Raw genomic sequence first — 18055 nt, 5'->3', positions numbered from 1 at the left:
TAATCTATTATGACATATTTTGTAACAGGTTTCATCCGAATTTGACATTTTTTATCATGTATTATCAAAAAAATGGTCTTGTTATCGTTTATTTTGGGTATAACAATGATAAGACTGGTGAAAAGTAGGTGATATTTTGGTATTATCTTTTCTTATTCTTGTATTACTAATATTGATCAATGCGTTTTTTGCAGCTTCTGAGATTTCGCTAGTAGCATTGAATGATAATAAAATAAAGAAAAGAGCAGAACAAGGTGACAAAAAATCAATTAAATTACAGGCTTTATTATCAGAACCTGGCCGCTTTTTGGCAACGATTCAAATCGGTATAACCTTAGCAGGCTTCCTCGCTAGTGCATTTGCTGCCGATCGTTTTGCCGGGCCATTAGCAGAATGGTTAGTGGATATCGGTGTACCGATCGCTATACCATTAATGAAAACAATCGCTGTTGTTACGATTACGATTCTACTTTCATACTTTACATTGGTAATTGGAGAACTAGTACCGAAGCAATTAGCCTTGCAAAAGGCAGAGACAATAGCTTATAAAACAGTTAGTCCATTATCGATACTATTTAAAATTAGTTATCCGTTTGTTAAAATATTGAATCTGTCGACGAACTTAATCGTAAAATTGTTTGGAGTAGACCCACATGCCAAACAGGAAGAGGCAAATGAAGAGGAAATTAGAATGCTGGTGGATATTGGTGGTGAACGTGGAACGATTGAAAATGATGAAAAACGGATGATTCATAATATATTTGAGTTTAATGATAAAACCGTCTCCGATATTATGACACACAGAACAGATATTACGGCGATTAATGTGGAGTCAAGTATCGAGGAAATATTAGATATCATTAATGATAAACGTTTTACTCGTTTTCCGGTTTATGAGGAGGATATCGATCATATTATTGGTGTTTTACATATGAAGGACATGTTTTCTTATTTAAAAACAAATGACCAAACGTGGAATCACCTCTTACGTGAGCCTTATTATGTAATGGAGTCTCAACCTATTGATGTCGCCTTTCGCGATATGAAGAAACATAACATCCATATCGCGATGGTTGTCGATGAATATGGGGGAATTGATGGTCTTATTACAATGGAAGATATGATCGAGGAGATTGTTGGAGAAATATTAAGTGAACATCATTTACCAGGTGAAGATGAGGCAAGCAGTGTGAAAAAGGTTAATACGAATCAATATGAGGTAGAGGGAACGACTCATCTCTATTTATTGGAGGAAGCTTTTCAAATGGAGTTACCTTCCGAGGATTTCGAGACGGTAAATGGATTTATGGTTCATCAGCTAGGATACATTCCAAAAAATTCAGAACGTCCAGCCATTTCTTATAAAAATCTGATATTTGAAGCAGTTGAAATATCCGATTATCGTATAGAAAAGGTACTGATTACGATCGAATCAGGAGGGAATAAATCTTGAGCAGTTATCAAAAAACAAAGCAGGAAGTATTAGATAAGTGGGAAGTATCACTATCCGAGGGATTGACAGTAAACGAAGCCAACAACCGACTTGAACAGGAAGGCTATAACGAATTCGCTGATAAAGAAAAAATACCAACATGGAAGCTGTTTTTAGAAAGTTTTAAAGACGCAATGGTCGTTGTTCTCCTCGTGGCTGCAACCGTCCAATTAGTATTGGGTGAATTAATAGAATCGATCATTATTTTCGTCGTTATTTTGTTAAACTCCATTATTAGTGTGGTGCAAACGAAGAAGGCAGAAAGTTCGCTAGATGCACTTCGGGATATGTCCGCGCCAGAGGCTAAAGTAATTCGCGATGGCACAAATCATACCATAATGGCTCGTGAATTAGTGCCTGGTGATATTGTCTTGCTTGAGGCAGGGGACTACATTCCAGCAGATGGTCGTCTTATGGAAGCTGAATCATTAAAAATTAATGAAGGCATGCTGACAGGTGAGTCTGATGCGGTAGAAAAAGTCACTGAATCGATCCAAGAGGAAGTATCAATCGGTGATCAGAAAAACATGGTGTTTTCCAGTTCGTTGGTCGTTAATGGACGAGGTACTTTCGTTGTGACAGCAACTGGCGAGAATGCAGAGATTGGAAAAATTGCCGAAATGATTGAAACAGCGGAAGCAAAACAAACACCATTGCAACGAAAACTGGATTCTTTCAGCAAAAAGTTAGGGATTGCGATTTTACTTATTTGTATCGTTATCTTTGCCGTACAAGTTGGTCGGATTTGGTTTAATGATGCTAATGTTGATATGACAAAAGCAATCTTAGATGCTTTAATGTTCTCGGTTGCAATTGCAGTAGCAGCTATTCCTGAGGCTTTGCAGTCGATTGTAACGATTGTTTTATCAGTGGGCACTAATAAAATGGCGAAGCAGCACGCGATCATTCGCCGCTTACCGGCAGTAGAAACACTTGGTTCTACGAGTGTCATTTGTACCGATAAAACCGGGACATTAACCCAAAATAAAATGACTGTTACAGAAGTATATTTGCCGGAAATAGAGGATCCGTTCAGTAATAAAAAATGGGTGAAAAGTGAACGATTACTCATTCAAACTGCAGCGCTTTGTAATGATTCCTATATTAATGAAGATAACAATGAAATTGGTGATCCGACAGAAATTGCGCTGATTCGATTAGCGGATAAGCAAAACCAGCCATATAAGGAATTGCGAAATAAATATAAGCGTGAAGCAGAACTGCCTTTTGACTCTGCAAGAAAAATGATGTCGACTGTCTATACAATTGATGGAGAACGGTTGATGTTAATCAAAGGCGGTCCAGATGTAATGTTAGACCGTGCAAGTACTATTTTAGTTAACGGAGAGCAACAAGATCTAACTTCAGAATGGCTGGAACATTTAGAGAAGCAAAATGAGCGGTACTCCAAGCAAGCTTTACGTGTTTTAGCTTTTGCATATAAAAAAATTGATGAAGATCAACAGATCACATTAGATGATGAACAAGATTTCACTTTAATCGGCTTTACAGCAATGATGGATCCACCAAGAGATGCAGTTTATGGATCCATTGAGGAGGCAAAAAAAGCAGGTATAAAACCTGTCATGATCACCGGTGACCATAAAACAACCGCAGAAGCGATCGGTAAGGATATCGGATTAATGGCTGAAGGTGATTTAGCTGTTACTGGTAAAGAATTGGACAATATGACTGATACAGAGTTAGACGAGAAATTAGAACAAATTGCTGTTTATGCCCGAGTTTCACCTGAAAATAAAATCCGAATTGTGAAAGCATGGCAGCGCAAAGACCAAATTACTGCAATGACAGGTGATGGGGTCAATGATGCACCAGCATTAAAACAGGCTGATATTGGCATTGGCATGGGAAGTGGAACCGATGTGGCCAAGGATTCGGCAGCAATGATTTTAACCGATGATAATTTTGTATCGATTGTAAAAGCAGTAAGTGTAGGACGTACGGTCTTCGATAATATCAAAAAGTCGATTGCATATTTATTTGCTGGTAACTTAGGTGCAATTATTGCGATTTTGTTTGCTGTAATCATGAATTGGGCCAATCCGTTCACAGCATTACAATTATTATTTATCAACCTTGTTAATGATTCTTTACCTGCTATCGCATTAGGGATGGAAAAATCAGAACCAAACGTCATGAAGCGTAAGCCACGAAAAATCGATGAGGGGATTTTCGCTGAAGGTACATTACGATCGGTCATTGTCCGAGGGTTATTAATTGGGGTGGCAGTTATTATCTCTCATTATATTGGATTACAGCACTCAGAAGGAATGGGAGTAGCAATGGCATTTACCACCCTTATTCTGTCGCGGACGTTACAAACCTTCCCGGCAAGGTCAAATGTCCAGACTGCTTTTGGTGCAGGATTTTTCCAAAATAAATATGTACTAGGGGCTGTTGTAGTTGGGTTTGTACTATATTCGATTACGATTATGCCTTTCGCAAGAGAAGTATTCCATATTCCAGCTGAATTTGGCTGGAGCCAAGGATTCATTGCTTTTGCATTAGCACTCGGAAGTGTAATACTAATGGAAAGTGTGAAGGTGATTAAAAATAAAAAGTAAATAATGGTTTGTTCGTAAGACTAGTGCTACTGTTGGCGATCTAATAAGAATATCGCGTCAGCAGTAGCGCTATTTTATTACTTTTTCACCAATTAGATGGGAAATTATGATAAGATATATGTAAGGGTTTACAATTTTAGAGAATGGGGTGAAATGATGAAAGTTTTAGTTACAGGAGCTAATAGAGGCTTAGGTTTAGCCTTAGTGCGTAGTGGTCTGAAACAAGGTAATATTATTTTTGCTGCTGTTCGTTCTGTAGCGGATAAACATATAAAAGAATTGCAAAATTTAAAAGAATCTTATGAAGGACAACTTCGGATTATACATATGGACGTAACGAATGAAAAATCAGTCAAGCAAGCCGCGGAAGCTGTGAAATTGACCGATCAATATTTAGATGTGATTATAAATAATGCAGCTATTTTAAATGAACGAGAAAAGACGATTGAAGAATTGGATATGAATGCCGTACTGCAAGCATTTGATGTGAACACTTTAGGACCAATGCGAGTAGTGAAACATTTCCTTCCAGTTTTACGAATAGGCCTTAAACAACATGTGGCAGAAATACAAGCGATTATTAATATTAGTTCTGAAGCTGGAAGTCTTACCAATGCTTATAGTGGTGACTATCCTTATGGTATGACAAAAGTGGCTTTGAATATGCTGACTGAGAAATTAAAGGTATATTTGAAGGATGAACCAGTGGAAGTTGTATCTGTACATCCAGGATGGATGAAAACAGGCATGGGGGGAGAGAAAGCACCAAAAGATCCTGATGATACAGCCGATCATATATATCATCTTATAGAAAATGGCTGGAAATCGAGTTCATTTGCATTTATTGATGATAATGGGAATCATATGGATATCTAATTTGTTAATCTAATCCACTTTTATCTGTAATCGTATACATTATTGTTAATGTTATGCTATAATGTGTACGGAGAATTACAGGGGAATGTGGATTTTATTTTGGATAAATTAAATGTGTGGATTGCTATTGTAGTAGAATTAGGTATATTAATAGTAGTTAATCTTTATAGTGATGAATCAAATGGTTTATCAAATAGTGAAGAGGCTGGTTTGTTGGAAATGGCTGGGGAATATGGTGACTATGACTCTGCATTAGGAATTGATGATCCAGTACATGATCCATCGATATTCGAGGCGAATAATGAATTTTACGTAGTATCTACAGACTGGCGTAATGATTGGCCAACATTTTAACTATATGAAGAAAAGCAGGCATCCAATAGCGGGTGCCTGTTTTTCATGCAAGAACTAAGTATTTAGAATACAAATGATATTCTTTCATTTCATTGTTAGTTAATAGTATAATGGTGCTAAGCATAGAAAGGGGTAATCATGATGATGAATCCATTAGTATTACAATCAGATTTTGGATTAGAGGATGGAGCAGTTAGTGCAATGAAAGGTGTTGCGCATAGTGTAAGTAAAATCGTTAACATATTTGATAATACTCATGATATACCACCATTTGATATTTGGTCGGGTTCCTATCGATTATTACAAACAGTGTCCTATTGGCCAGAAAATACTGTTTTTGTATCTGTCGTAGATCCAGGAGTCGGTTCAGAACGTAAAAGTGTGGTTGTCAAAACAAAGAATAATCAATATATTGTTACACCAGATAATGGTACGCTAACACATATTTATAATAAAATTGGCATCAAGCAAATTAGAGAAATTGATGAAGAGGTCAATCGGTTACCAAAGTCAGGAGCTTCTCATACTTTTCATGGCCGAGATATTTATGCCTATACAGGTGCTCGAATAGCTGCAGGAGTGATTTCCTTTGATAACGTTGGACCGGAATTAGAAATAGAAGATATTGTCCGTCTGCCATTTTATGAACCAAAACTTGAGGAGCAAATGATAAGTGGGACGATTGATATATTGGATGTCCGTTTTGGTAATTTGTGGACCAATATTAGTAGAGAGCTTTTTCTCCAATTAAATATTGATTATGGGGAAGCAGTAGAGATAGAAATTCTCCATGACACGAGAAGGGTATATCGAAATAAGATGACGTTTGGTCGTTCTTTCGCAGCCATTCAGATTGGAGAGCCAGTGTTGTATGTCAATTCTTTGGATAACATGGCAGTGGCCATCAATCAAGGCTCATTTGCTAAAGCTCACAATATTGGAACTGGTTCAAGCTGGCATGTTTATATAAAGAAGGTTTAAGGAGTTCAATGAATGATAAGTGTGTTGACAGAATTAAAGTATTTATTTAAACGATTTGTATTAATTGCGAATGTGTTACCGACAGTGCTCGGATTTATTATCGCCGCACGTTATTATAATATTAGCTTCGGTGACTACTCGGTTGATTTCTTATTGCTGCTGATCGGTAGTGTAATGTTGGTTGCAGGTGCTTTGACATTAAATAATTGGTTAGAAGCAGATGTTGACAAATTAATGGAACGGACTAAAAACAGGCCAACTGTCACCGGATCTATCTCTTTACGTACGATTCTGATAATGGGAATAGTTTTGAGTTTAATTGGGCAATTTCTATTGCTACTAATTAATTTAGAGGTTGCCATTTATGGTTTTATTGGTTGGTATACGTACGTTGTTGTATATACAATTTGGACGAAAAGAAAAGTAACTTGGAATACGCACATAGGCAGTTTATCAGGTGCAGTTACACCATTGATGGGGTGGGGAGTAATCGATTCAGCGTTTCACCCTATTCCACTAAGTCTTTTTGCGATTATGTTTCTTTGGCAAATGCCACATACCTATGCAATCGCTATTCGGAAGTATGAAGACTATGCAAGATCAGGGTTAAAAATGCTACCCGTCGTACGTGGATTGCAGAGTACAATTCGTAGGACGAATATTTATATAGTGTTGCTGCTATTTATTCCTTTATTTTTGAGTGGATACAGCACATTGTTTTATATCCTCATCACATTGCTAAATGTTGGTTGGTTAATCATTGGAGTTAGCGGGTTTAAAACACAATCAGTAAAAAAATGGGCAAACTTCTTATTTGCGAGTTCATTAGTTTATTTGTTAGTAGTGTATGGATTGTATGTTGTTTTTGTTTGATGCCATTCTTGCTAAAAAACAATTTTATCGAATATCTAAAAAGATGCCCTTCCTTCCACTGGTGAGGGGCATCTTTTGTGTCGGGAAAGTATAAAAATTGGTGCTTGTCAGCTTTGAGCTATGAACTAAACATATTGTGAAATAACTTGGCGTAGATTTGAATTCAAATAAGTACTTTGATACGCTTCAGCAAGATACTTCGCTTTGTAATAAGGCGTTGGCGGACATTTGTTCCGCTATTTGTGACAAAAGTGCCGTTTTTATGATGATAGCGGACATCTATTACGCTATTCATCCAAAATAACGCAGTTTTTTAACAAAAGTAACTTAATAAAGGATTAAATGTCCGCCTCCATAATAATAGTGTCGTTTACCTCCAGAACTTTGCGCTTGCTTGAGCATATGTTATCTTCTTTTAGTCCTCATCAAGTTCATCTTTAGAAATGGAAATAATGGAACCGGTATATGCATCAATCTCCAAATCAATTTCTTCTTTGTCGGTTATCAATTCGATTTCATATAGATATCTTCCATCATCTTCATCCTGTTCAAAATCAGTAATTTCCGCACCTGGATATTGATCTAATGCAATACCTCTTGCTTCTTCTGCAGAAATTAATGTGTTATTTGATTGCTGCTTAGTTTCTTCATTGCTACTATCATTACGATCTTCTTTATTGTCAGTTCCACTGTTATCTTCTTGTTCCGTATTATCATCAACTGCAGTATCCTCATTTCTAGTAGAGTTGTCACTTTCGGTTACAGCTTTTTCATTTAACAGTAATACTTCTCCCGTTTCTGCATCTATTTTCAACTCATAATCACGATCTGTTCCCTTGATTTTTACTTTATATATTTTTTGGTTATTTTCCTCTTCTAATTCTATTTCTGCGATTTCACCGGAGTATTGTTTCGATATTTTTTCTTTCGCTTCTTCTTCTGATAAATAGGCATCAGCAGGAGAAGAAGTGAAATTGTAAATGGCAAATACACCACCGATTATGATTACTACAATTAAGGGATATAAAAGCTTTTTTTTCATCCATGATCACTCCTCATTCCTTGTGTTCTGAAAAATTATAAAATTTCCCTCTTTGAATAAAGCGGCCTTAGTATCATCAGTCCCATGCTCACCGTGATTCCTTTATCTCAGTTAATTATGAAGCCACTACGTTTCTAAACGGTCGCCTTCGCTATACTTTTTACTTTAGTAGTAATGATGAAATATTTGAACAACTTGACCACCGCTCCGGCTGCCCACTTCCCTTTCCGTGGGGTTTGTCCTTCAGCTAACTTTTTCGAGCCAAAACCGCTTAAAAAAGTGGATCTTCAGGTCAAACGATTCCCACAGGAGTGGAAGTGGGCGGCCTTCGCTTTATACATGTGCTACAACATGTGTCAGATCAGGCAATTTGAGTTGTCATCCCTGTGAAAATGCAAGGTATGATATAGGAAATTACTACTAAGCTTTATAATTTCTATTATTCGTTGTAGATGTTACGTATAGTTTATCCCAATACTATGAGCAGACCATGAGAAAAAAATGAGAATTTGATGAGAAAAATAAGCTCATTTTGGTAATGTAAGTATAAAGGTTGACCCTTCATTCACTTGACTCGTAATATGGATACTTCCTCCATGTGCCTGAATAATTTGGTGGCAAATAGCTAGACCAAGACCTGTCCCACCAGCCTTTCGACTGCGAGCTTTGTCCACACGGTAAAAGCGGTCAAAAATATGTTCTTGATCTTCAGCAGATAAACCTTCTCCTTTATCCACCACATCAATCGATAACAGTTGCTGTTTATCTCGCATCCTTACGATAACGATGTCTTCACTATATTTGCATGCATTATCAACTAGAATATAAATCGCCTGATGAATTTTTCTACGGTCTGCACTTACGGTGATGTCTTGATCCACTTCATGATAATATTTAATTTCACGTTGATAAGCAGTGGATAATGACCGAATAATGTCCCGTGTAATCTGACTGATATTCACTTGCTCAAATAATAAATTTTCTTGATCCTCATTTTTGGCTAAAATAAGCATTTGTTCTGTCAAATGCTGCATCCGATCAGATTCTGAAAGAATGGCATTCGTTGCTTCCTCAAAAATTTCCGGTTTATCTTTTCCTCGTCGTTGTAATAATTCAGTATAGCTTTTAATGACAGAAATAGGGGTGCGAAGCTCATGAGAAGCATCAGAAACGAAGCGTTCTTGCTTCTGTCTATTTTCCTCGATCCGATCTATCATGGCATTATAAGCTTGCTGCATTTCACTAATCTCATCGTTATTCTTCCTCTTAATGGCGAGTTTCTCCCATTTTCCATTCTTCGGATTTTTCCTCATTTCTAATGTTAGTGTCTGAATTTGACTGGTAATATAGCGCGACAAAAAATATCCGGCAAATAATGCAGGGAAGAGCATGACTCCCGCGGTAAGAAATAAAACAAGTCGAAGTGTACGTAATGAATCTTCCATGGAGTACAATGCTTCATTAACTTGTAATGTAACGATTGAACCATCCTCCCAAATGATCGGCATCAAAACTTGTGCATAGGGAGTTTTATTTTCATCTTTTGCTATAAGACTCTTTTCAGTTTGTGAATAGGAAAAGGGCCAATCATCAAATTGATCCTCTGTACTGGCATTTTCAATAAGCTCTCCATTTTCATCAATAATACGGATAATACCATTGGCAGGAAGAAATGCTGTCAGTAAATTATCCTGTTCAATCGCAACAGTTGAGCTTTTCACTATCGCCTCCATTATGCTTTCTGCATCTGCCTTGACTCGATTCAGTTCATTATCACTAACCCGATCTTCGTATAAAACATAAACAGCACTATTGATGAGAAAAATAACGAGAACCATAAATCCACTAAGAAAAAGTTGTACTTTCGTTCGTAGTTTCATCATTTAACATCCTTTATGGTATAACCAACACCCCGAACGGTTTGAATGGTTACTTTCTGGAAAGGTTTATCGATTTTATTGCGGATATAACGGATATAGACATCGACAACATTAGTATCTCCAACATAATCAAATCCCCAGACTTTATCCAACAATTGATCACGGCTGAAGACTTGGTTTTTGTTTCGTAATAAGAAGGTAAGTAGATCATATTCACGCGGAGTGAGATCAATTATTTCACCATTTCTTGTCACATCTCGTGACTGCAAATCAATCTTTAAATCTTGATAGTTTAGTTGGTCTTGCTGAGAGTTAGCTGGTCCGGCCTGCCGTAGTTGTGCTCGGACTCTTGCTAACAATTCCTCTATTTGAAATGGCTTGGTTATATAATCATTAGCTCCTAAGTCCAAGCCAGAGACTTTATCATGTACTTCGTCACGAGCAGTTAATAGAAGGATTGGTGTAGCAGTATTCGTTTTGCGATAGCGTCTGAGTATTTCAAGTCCGCTCATCCCTGGTAGCATGATATCTAATAAAACAAGATCATAATCATTTTCCTGTAAAAGTTGAAAAGCCGTCTGTCCATCAGTAGCAATCGTAGTTTGGTAGTCTTCATAGCCTAATTCTAGTTCTAATACACGAGCTAGCTTTTCTTCATCTTCCACAATCAGAATCTTTGTCATGTAATCCTCTCCTTAGCAATAAATATAGCACAAAATTGGAAAGGTAGCAGTTAGTAAGAGGTGAAAAGTGATTAGTAATTGTCTGTTTTTGTTGCAAATACAATAAAAATAAGATAAGTTAAATTGGTGTCATTATTGTTGCATTTACCATAAAAATAAGTGCTAAGGAGTTAATGATGAAGGAAATACTTCGTGAAATCGGGATGATAGCAAGGGCTTTAGATTCTATAAGTAATATAGAATTTAAAGAATTCGACCTAACAAAGGGGCAGTATTTGTATCTTGTGCGCATATGTGAAAACCCAGGAATTATTCAAGAAAAGCTAGCTGAAATGATAAAAGTAGATCGAACAACAGCAGCACGGGCTATAAAAAAACTTGAATTAAATGGTTTTATTGAAAAGAAAGCAGATAATCATAACAAAAAAATAAAAAAACTCTTTCCAACAGCGAAAGGAGAGAATGTTTACCCATTTATCAAAAGAGAAAACGATTATTCCAATACGGTTGCATTGAACGGATTTTCCGAAAAAGAAATAGAAACCATTTCTAACCTTCTTCAAAGAGTAAGAGAAAATATAGAAAAAGATTGGGAATTTGTTAAAAAAGGGAACAAGAGAGATTATTGATTAAAGGAGCGCCATATGAAAATGATGATCAATATAAGACAGTGTACCTTTGAAGATTTATATAAACTTCAAGAAATTAGTTATGAAACATTTAATGAGACATTTAAACATCAGAATTCACCTGAAAATATGAATGCTTATTTGGAAAAGGCATTTAACGTGAAACAATTAGAAAAAGAATTATCCAATGTTTCTTCGCAATTCTATTTTGTTTATTTTCATAATGAAATTGCTGGCTATTTAAAGGTCAATACCAATGATGCACAGTCTGAAGAAATGGATGATGATTCACTTGAAATCGAAAGGATTTATATAAAGAGTACGTTCCAAAAACATGGGCTAGGCAAATATTTGTTAGATAAAGCGATGGAAATTGCCATCGAGCAAAATAAACAGATAGTCTGGCTTGGCGTATGGGAAAAAAATGAAAAGGCTATTGCCTTTTATCAGAAAATGGGGTTTGTGCAAACCGGGATCCACTCTTTTTATATGGGTGACGAGGAACAAACGGACTTTATCATGAGCAAAACACTCATGTAAAATTCAATAGGAAAGAACTAAAAGCTAAGTTAAGCTACAATCATTCTTCACCGCGAATATTTTAAATGCCACTGAAAAACAAATATCTAGGGCATGTGAAATACAAAAAAAGGATAGATAGAGCATAATTATCCTGCTCCTCTATCCTTTTATAAAATTTAGAACTGTTTCTTTAATGTTTCTGAGTCCTCAACTGCTTCATCTAATAATTCAGCCAACTCTTTGTTGCTTTCGGTTAAGGTAGTAATCGTTGAACTCATTTCTTCTAAGCTGGCAGAAGTCTCTTCGATAATCGCGGCTAAATCATTAGTAGACCCATCTACACCATTTGATTGTTGCTGTACTTGCTTAGCTAATTGGGAAAAGTTCTGTAACGCGTCATTTAATGTTCCCATCGTTGTCGTGAGTCTTTCAAAATAGCCAGTTACTTGCTCAGACGTTTGCATACCATCGACAAAATTTTGCATACTCTTATCCATCTGGGCAACCGCGGAGTCATTTGTATCATTTAATGCGGATAAATTGCTTGTGATTTTTTCAGTTGTCTCACCTGTTAAGTCAGCGAGCTTTCTTATTTCATCCGCTACAACGGCAAATCCTTTCCCTGCTTCACCAGCACGTGCTGCCTCAATAGATGCATTTAAGGCAAGTAAATTAGTTTGTTCGGTAATTTCTTTAATATTGTCAGCAAAACCATTTGTTTCTTTGATTTTATCGGTTAATTCAGCAAAGGTTCTGCTTAAATCACCGATCGTCTGTTCTAAGATACGATTATTTTCGTTTAATGTGTCCATTTTTTCTTTACCAGACAATGTTAATTCACTCGCTTGTAAAGCTTCGTCATAGAGGTGCTGAGATGTCTGTTCGACGATATCGATATTTTGCCGTGTATCATTGGTGGCATTGGAAATATCAGAAATTTGCTCTGATTGTGATTGACTAGCTTGAGAGATTTCTTGAATGGTAGCATTTAGATCATTTTGTGTTTTGACATTGTCTTGCAATTTGTCATTAACCTGTGCAATTTTTTCCAAGATGTTCGTAATCGATTTTTCGACCACTTGTCCTTGTTGTTCTTTGTTATAACTATCTAATTCAGATGATTGTAACAAGTCGGCAAGTTGTGTCATTTGGTTATTTGCCATTTTAATAATGAAGTGAAAAATCACTGCCGTTAACAAAAAGGTGATTAAAGAATATAGGAATAAATCTACCATTAATTGATCCGATTTATCCATTACATAGAAATTATATCCTATCACCAACAAACCAATAACAAATCCTGTGTAAAACACTTTACGATTCATTTGAATGCCTGAAAATATGCTTAGGAAGAGAACGATAATAAAAATCGATGCACTTGCTCCTTGAATAGCTATAAAAACAAAGATAAGACTGAAGTACATGATAACAAGTAAATATGGTAAAACATGCGGTTTATTTATTCCTTTTTGAAATATGATAAAAAAGATAACACCTAAAATGAGCTCACTACTATAGAGTATAGTTGAGGTCGTTTGATTCGTAACGAATGATAATATAATTCCTGCACTCATCATAATCGCTAGAATGCTTATCATTAGAATATTCTTATGCTTGGTATCGTTGTGTTTCATCGTTTGAATAAAGTCCATGTCTATAGTCTTCCTTTCCTATGTATGAAATGATGTTCTATTACTTTAAGTATAAATAAATAAGTAAATAGTTACAATACATTTTTACAATTATAGGGATATAGACGTATTTATTTTTATCGTGGAAGCTCTTTATCATACTTTTGTCTTAAACAGGATAAGTGCTCCAATCTTTCAATATTCTTTGTGTGGTCTCTTAAACTTAATCCAAGTATAAGGTTTTCCACTAATATAGTAGGTGCTATCATAGAATGGAATTCGTTAGGGTCCCCTCTACTTGCAAATAAAGTAATAGTTGACAAGGATGTGAAATCTGCTATTAATTGATCGGTAATCATAATGGTTTGAAAATGAATTTCTCGCTGGTAGTCCAAGATCACTCTCGCTTCAGGCAGTAACCTACCAAACGCAAAGACGATCACAACATCCTCTTGTTTAAAATGAATCAACTCTTCTAACAATTCATTTCCTTGGTGTTCTATTAAGTGAATCGATATGCCAAAACGTTTCATTCGATACACAAGTAATTCACCTAATCCTTTGGAAGGTCCGCTAGCAAAAATATAAACATGATTGGCCCGATAAAGTAGGTCAAGTGCTTGTTGAAAGCGGGCTTGGTCCATATTATCGAACGTTTCTTGCAGTAATGATAGACTTTTTTCTAATGTTAGATAATGTGATGGTTGCGTTGGTACTCGTTTAATCTTACCTGCAGGAGATACTTCTAACTTCTTTTTCATCTGTTGTTTAAAATCTTTTAAATTGTGGTAGCCAATCATCGACCAGAAGCGAGAAACGGTGGCTATACTTACTCCCACCTCTTGTGCAATTTCCTTCTCTGTTGATAGTAAGACTTGTTGCAAATGCTTAGAAATGTAGTTTGCTATTTTCATTTGACTAGGTGTTAATCGATCTTTTTCAATGGAAAATGGCAGCATATAATCCCTCCTCGTTTGTATTCTAGCAAATGAATCTTCCTCATAACTGATTATGATAAAAAATTTACATTATGAAAATAAAAGTTAACAAATTTACACTCTCTTAACTTCATTCCAAACATAGATTAACAAACCTACTTTACAATGAAATTAATCAAATAAAGGAGGTAGAAAAATGGCAACATTAAATCAACGTTATACGCTAACACAGTCACAAAAGATGATGGTCTTTATTTTATCTATGTCGTTGTATGGTCTGTCAAATATGATTACGGAATTGGTGCCAAGTGCATACCTTGGTCCAATCGAATTTTCGATTGAGTATTTTGCTTTTATTCCTTTAACATTATGTATTTTATTCCATCCATTATATGCTGCGATTGGTGCATCTTTAGGAGAAGTGATTTTCGGTGAGTTGATGCTCGGCCAATTCGGTGGCTTTGGTGAATTGGAGAAGTTTATCGCTTTTTCATTAGCGATGTATGTAGCAGGGACATTTGTACGTGACCCCAAAAACAAGGTGCAAGTCGGAATTGCTGCGATTTTAGGTGTGGTTATTCATCAGGCGATTAGTGCAATGGTCGATATTTTAAAAGTTTGGGTCGGTGTCGAAGAGTTAGAAGCTGTACCAGGGTTAGCCGAAAGTGTTGTAGTTGTGGAAGGCTTTGCTTTTCTTAATGATGTCTTGTTCTCAGGAATTCTATTTGCCTTGTTACCAACTTTATATTTAGTACCGAGATTATATGGAAAAATCGAACCGCTATTAGGTATGAAACCACGTGATCGTCATGATCGCTATTCATTAGGTGAAATTGTTGGTCCACGATTAATCGTTACAGGTATTTTTCTTGCGGCTGCAGCTTTTCTATTTGAATATCTTTCAGAAGCAGGCTTTAATGTCGAATGGGAAGCAGATTTCCTAGAAATGTTTGGAGATTGGTTTATTTGGATAAGTCTTGGAGTTGCGTTAATAGTAGCAATTATTACGATTACGTTTATGATCAAGAAAAAATCAAATACAAACACTGCTGATCAACAGGAGGAAAAGATTCCATCATGACATCTCAAATTGAAGTAAAAAATGTCACCTTTCAGTATCCAGGTGCCGAACATCCAGTATTAAATAATATCAATTTATCGATTGAAAAAGGGGATTTTATTGCAATATTAGGTGGAAATGGTAGTGGTAAGTCAACAATGTGTAAGCTGTTGAATGGTTTAATTCCACATTATTATGTTGGTGATATATCTGGAGAAGTGACAGTAAATGGTTATAAAACTACGGATTATAAAGTAGCAGATTTATCCAAGCATGTTGGCTATGTTTATCAGGATTTTGAAAATCAGATTGTTAGTCCAAGAGTGTTAGAGGATGCGTCTTTTGCTCCTCTGCACTATGGACTGCCTGATTTCCGCGAAAGAGGACTCCAAGCCTTAAAATTAGTTGGCTTAGAGGAGCAGAAGGATGCTTTTATTTGGCAGTTAAGTGGTGGACAAAAGCACCTATTAGCATTAGCAAGTGTATTGTCATTGAATCCTGACATCATTATCATTGATGAGCCGGTTGCCCAACTTGATCCACATCATGCCAAAGATATTTATGATATTTTAACCGAATTAAACGAAGTGCACGACAAGACGATCATTGTTATTGAACATCATACGGAATTTGTTGCTTCCTATGCTAAGAAAGTGGTACTGATGGATCAAGGAACGATCCATTTTTCGTTACCAGTTACAGAGGCGTTAAATCAAGTTGATACCCTACTTGCACACCAGATTTATCCGCCACAGGTGACACAAGGAGCACGGGAAACAGGAATGGACGGAAAGTTACCTGTTACGTTAGAAGAAGGCTTGACTCATTTTTCCACTGCAGAACCAAAAGAAAGTACACATATTTTTAGTAGGGAGCAGAAGCAAGCAATTGTGTCATACGAAGATGTTGACTTTGCCTATAAAACGATTACAAGAGAAAAGAAACAAGTATTACATGAAATTAATTGTACGATTCATGAAGGCGATTATATCGCTTTAGTCGGAAATAATGGGGCAGGAAAATCATCGTTTATGCGTTTGATGACAGGATTGGTAAAGGCTGCGACTGGAGAAGTAACCGTCGATGGAGAGAATACAAGAGATGTACCTCCTGAATATTTAGCGGAAAAAGTAACGTATATTCATCAGAATCCTGAACAAATGTTTATCGAGGATTATGTTGAGAAAGATGTAGCATTTTTTATGAAATCTCGTAAAGTAAAAGATTATCAAACAAAAGTGGATAAATTACTGAAACAATTTGAGCTTACTGAACTTGCTGATCGTGACAGCCGCCTATTGAGTGGTGGTCAGCAACGAAGAGCATCACTTGCGATTGGAGTAGGAATGAATCCTGAGATTATGTTGTTAGATGAACCAACAGCTAATTTAGATATCGCAACGAGAAAGCATATTACCAAATTACTGGACGACTTAAAAAGACAATTAAAAGCAGTCGTTATCGCTACACACGATATGCAGCTAGCCAGTGAATTTGCTAATAGGATTATAGTTATGCATGAAGGAAGAATCTTTCATGACGGAGATCGTGCTTCGGTATTTCAAAATTATCGATTGTTAGAAAAGGCAGGACTTATGCCACCACAAGTTTTTTCGCTTACAAAATCATTAGGATGGGAAGAGCCTGCATATACGGTACAGGAGTTTATCGAGCGTTATCAAAGAGAGGAAGTCGATAATGGAGTATACGCGTAAATTTGCCGATAAATTATCGGTAGAACAAGTAAAAATTGAATTACTTAATACGGCATATGGAAACGGCGATACTTTCTTAGCAAAATTGGACCCGAGAACATTATTTATTTGGTACCTATTCTTTGGAATTGTACCGTGGTTTATTCATGATGTCCGTGTATTGATTGGTATGTGTCTGTTTATGATGGTGACAACATATATGGCGAAAATTAGTCCACTTATTATTTTTATTCTTTGTTTAGGGTTATTGGGGCAAGGTGGCTACTTATTAGTCGTATCATTATTTTTTGGTGGTAATTGGACAACGATGCTACCACTGCTTGTCTTAACCGTTAAATTATCGACGATTTCATTAGCAAGTATCTCGGTTTTTTGTTCGATGAATCCAGATAAATTAAGTGATGGCTTACTCAAAATTAAGGTGCCAGGTCAGGTTTCTTTCAGTATTGCCTATGGTTACCGGATGTTACCTACTTTATTAGAGGAATATCATCATGTGTTTCAGTCATTCCGTTTGCGAGGGAAAGCTCCTGAAAAACATGGTTTCTTATATATCCGCTCGATTGCATATTTTGTTAAAATCGCGATGCTTTCTTTCTATCCATTGTTGTTATCGACAGCGAAAAGGGCACGAACAACCGTGGAGGCGTTAGAAACAAAGGGAAGTATGTATGGGTTTAATCACCCTGAAGTAAAGAAATTAAAATTAGCTTCATTAAAAATGAAACGACAAGATTATTTATTTTTGCTCGGTTCTGCTATTTACGTGATAGCCTTATTTATATTGTTATAGG

The 18055-nt window shown here is 36.3% G+C and carries 16 protein-coding genes; 11 read left to right on the top strand and 5 right to left on the bottom strand.

Annotation, left to right across the window (positions count from 1 at the left end; genetic code table 11):
• Window positions 1–136 precede the first annotated feature (136 nt).
• The 6 genes from GHT08_RS06765 (at window position 137) to cyoE (ending at window position 7161) form a co-directional block, all read left to right on the top strand.
• Window positions 137–1453 (top strand): hemolysin family protein, encoded by a 1317-nt coding sequence (locus GHT08_RS06765; RefSeq protein WP_163580679.1) that lies wholly within the window; start codon window positions 137–139, stop codon window positions 1451–1453.
• Window positions 1450–4077: a cation-translocating P-type ATPase gene (locus GHT08_RS06760; RefSeq protein ID WP_163580678.1), complete on the top strand. Its 2628-nt coding sequence runs from the start codon at window positions 1450–1452 to the stop codon at window positions 4075–4077. Before GHT08_RS06765 ends, GHT08_RS06760 begins: the two co-directional genes overlap by 4 nt.
• A gap of 156 nt (window positions 4078–4233) precedes the next feature.
• Complete coding sequence (locus GHT08_RS06755; RefSeq protein WP_163580677.1) at window positions 4234–4953, top strand: SDR family oxidoreductase; 720 nt, start codon at window positions 4234–4236, stop codon at window positions 4951–4953.
• Window positions 4954–5052: 99 nt separating this feature from the next.
• Window positions 5053–5307 carry a hypothetical protein gene (locus tag GHT08_RS06750; RefSeq protein WP_193568280.1) on the top strand — a complete coding sequence of 85 codons (255 nt, stop codon included), beginning with the start codon at window positions 5053–5055 and terminating at the stop codon, window positions 5305–5307.
• Between the two features lie 138 nt (window positions 5308–5445).
• Complete coding sequence (locus GHT08_RS06745; protein ID WP_163580676.1) at window positions 5446–6288, top strand: SAM hydrolase/SAM-dependent halogenase family protein; 843 nt, start codon at window positions 5446–5448, stop codon at window positions 6286–6288.
• Between the two features lie 12 nt (window positions 6289–6300).
• A complete protein-coding gene (gene cyoE / locus GHT08_RS06740; RefSeq protein ID WP_163580675.1) occupies window positions 6301–7161 on the top strand; it encodes a heme o synthase in 861 nt (286 codons plus the stop codon).
• A gap of 415 nt (window positions 7162–7576) precedes the next feature.
• Here cyoE and GHT08_RS06735 read toward each other — a convergent pair whose 3' ends face one another.
• From GHT08_RS06735 to GHT08_RS06725, 3 genes are all read right to left on the bottom strand, one after another.
• Complete coding sequence (locus GHT08_RS06735; protein WP_163580674.1) at window positions 7577–8203, bottom strand: PepSY domain-containing protein; 627 nt, start codon at window positions 8201–8203, stop codon at window positions 7577–7579.
• Between the two features lie 527 nt (window positions 8204–8730).
• Complete coding sequence (locus GHT08_RS06730) at window positions 8731–10083, bottom strand: sensor histidine kinase (protein ID WP_163580673.1); 1353 nt, start codon at window positions 10081–10083, stop codon at window positions 8731–8733.
• A complete protein-coding gene (locus GHT08_RS06725; protein ID WP_163580672.1) occupies window positions 10083–10766 on the bottom strand; it encodes a response regulator transcription factor in 684 nt (227 codons plus the stop codon). Before GHT08_RS06725 ends, GHT08_RS06730 begins: the two co-directional genes overlap by 1 nt.
• Window positions 10767–10942: 176 nt before the next feature.
• On the opposite strand from GHT08_RS06725, the gene GHT08_RS06720 reads away from it, so the two are divergent.
• On the top strand, window positions 10943–11395 hold the full coding sequence (locus tag GHT08_RS06720; RefSeq protein WP_163580671.1) for a MarR family winged helix-turn-helix transcriptional regulator: 453 nt from the start codon (window positions 10943–10945) through the stop codon (window positions 11393–11395).
• A gap of 21 nt (window positions 11396–11416) precedes the next feature.
• Window positions 11417–11935, top strand: a complete 519-nt coding sequence (paiA, locus tag GHT08_RS06715; RefSeq protein WP_163580856.1) for a spermidine/spermine N(1)-acetyltransferase — start codon at window positions 11417–11419, stop codon at window positions 11933–11935.
• Between the two features lie 158 nt (window positions 11936–12093).
• On the opposite strand, the gene GHT08_RS06710 is transcribed toward paiA, so the two are convergent.
• Both GHT08_RS06710 and GHT08_RS06705 read right to left on the bottom strand, forming a co-directional pair.
• Window positions 12094–13569 (bottom strand): methyl-accepting chemotaxis protein, encoded by a 1476-nt coding sequence (locus GHT08_RS06710; RefSeq protein ID WP_163580670.1) that lies wholly within the window; start codon window positions 13567–13569, stop codon window positions 12094–12096.
• Window positions 13570–13685: 116 nt separating this feature from the next.
• Window positions 13686–14507: a MurR/RpiR family transcriptional regulator gene (locus tag GHT08_RS06705; RefSeq protein WP_163580669.1), complete on the bottom strand. Its 822-nt coding sequence runs from the start codon at window positions 14505–14507 to the stop codon at window positions 13686–13688.
• A 175-nt stretch (window positions 14508–14682) separates the two neighbouring features.
• On the opposite strand from GHT08_RS06705, the gene GHT08_RS06700 reads away from it, so the two are divergent.
• The 3 genes from GHT08_RS06700 to GHT08_RS06690 are packed head-to-tail and all read left to right on the top strand — an operon-like array spanning window position 14683 to window position 18054.
• Entirely contained in the window at window positions 14683–15567 is an 885-nt protein-coding gene (locus tag GHT08_RS06700; protein ID WP_163580668.1) for a DUF8171 family membrane protein, read from the top strand.
• Window positions 15564–17261, top strand: a complete 1698-nt coding sequence (locus tag GHT08_RS06695; protein WP_163580667.1) for an ABC transporter ATP-binding protein — start codon at window positions 15564–15566, stop codon at window positions 17259–17261. Before GHT08_RS06700 ends, GHT08_RS06695 begins: the two co-directional genes overlap by 4 nt.
• Window positions 17245–18054 (top strand): energy-coupling factor transporter transmembrane component T family protein, encoded by an 810-nt coding sequence (locus GHT08_RS06690; protein ID WP_163580666.1) that lies wholly within the window; start codon window positions 17245–17247, stop codon window positions 18052–18054. The genes GHT08_RS06695 and GHT08_RS06690 overlap by 17 nt, the downstream gene beginning before the upstream one ends.
• Window position 18055: the final 1 nt, after the last annotated feature.

Origin of the sequence: Gracilibacillus saliphilus (assembly GCF_010994085.1) — a bacterium.
GTDB classification, from domain to species: Bacteria; Bacillota; Bacilli; order Bacillales; family Amphibacillaceae; genus Gracilibacillus; species Gracilibacillus lacisalsi.
Note: the sequence above shows the minus strand (reverse complement) of the source record. Positions and strands in the feature narration are given on the sequence as shown.